Below are 791 nucleotides of genomic sequence, written 5' to 3'. Positions count from 1 at the left end.
GGTCAACACGCTGCTCACAGTGCTGCTCGCCGTACGCCTCAGCGAAAGCTCCCGGCACGCGGTGCCGGCGGCGGCGACGATGCGCCGGGCCGGGCTGGTGCTCGCGGCCGGGATGCTGCTCTGGGCCGCGACCGCCGTCGTGCCCACCGCTGCGGCGATCGGCCTGCTGCTGGCCGCGACGGTGATCTACACCATGGGCGACCTGTGGCATGCCGGGGCCGGGGCGGCGCTGGCCTACGACCTCGCCGCCCCGGACGCCCTCGGCGCCTACCAGGGGGTCGACGGGCTGCTCGCCGGGCTGGCCCGCGCGGCCGGCCCTGCCCTGCTGACCTGGTTGATCATCGACGGCGGCCCGATCGGTTGGCTGGCGCTGGCGGGGTTGCTCGCACTCACCGGCCTCGCCGTGCCGCCACTCACCCGCCGCGCCCGGGCCAGCCGGTCACCGCACCCAGGCTGACCGTCAGCCGATCTCCTCGTCGACGAAACACCAGCGCCAGGCCTCGCCCGGCTGGGCCGAGCGGATCACCGGGTGGCCGGTGGACGCGTAGTGCTTGCTCGCGTGCTGATTGGGCGACGAGTCACAGCAGCCGACCTGCCCGCAGCTGAGGCAGGTGCGCAGGTGCACCCAGTAGGTGTCGCCGATGGCGACGCAGTCGGCGCACTCGTCGGGGGTGCGTGGTGCGGCGGCACCGGCCTCGGTCAGGTGCTGACAGCTCACTTCTCAACCTCTCGCAGCAACGACTCTTCCAGGTCCAGGTCGCGGTAGGCCTGCACCAGCACTTCCTCAGGGA

Annotated in this window: 1 protein-coding gene and 1 pseudogene; one reads left to right on the top strand and one right to left on the bottom strand. The window is 73.2% G+C overall.

The features are described from left to right. A pseudogene (locus KBX53_RS34660) lies at positions 1-457 on the top strand (MFS transporter); the annotation flags it as partial. A 3-nt stretch (positions 458-460) separates the two neighbouring features. Here the strand turns inward: KBX53_RS34660 and KBX53_RS34655 are convergent. Then, complete coding sequence (locus tag KBX53_RS34655) at positions 461-718, bottom strand: UBP-type zinc finger domain-containing protein (protein ID WP_210864001.1); 258 nt, start codon at positions 716-718, stop codon at positions 461-463. Positions 719-791 lie beyond the last annotated feature (73 nt).

The organism is Micromonospora sp. M51 (genome assembly GCF_018070305.1).
Lineage (GTDB): Bacteria > Actinomycetota > Actinomycetes > Mycobacteriales > Micromonosporaceae > Micromonospora > Micromonospora parva.
The sequence above is the reverse complement of the archived record's forward strand: the minus strand, read 5'-3'. Positions and strand labels throughout refer to the sequence as shown.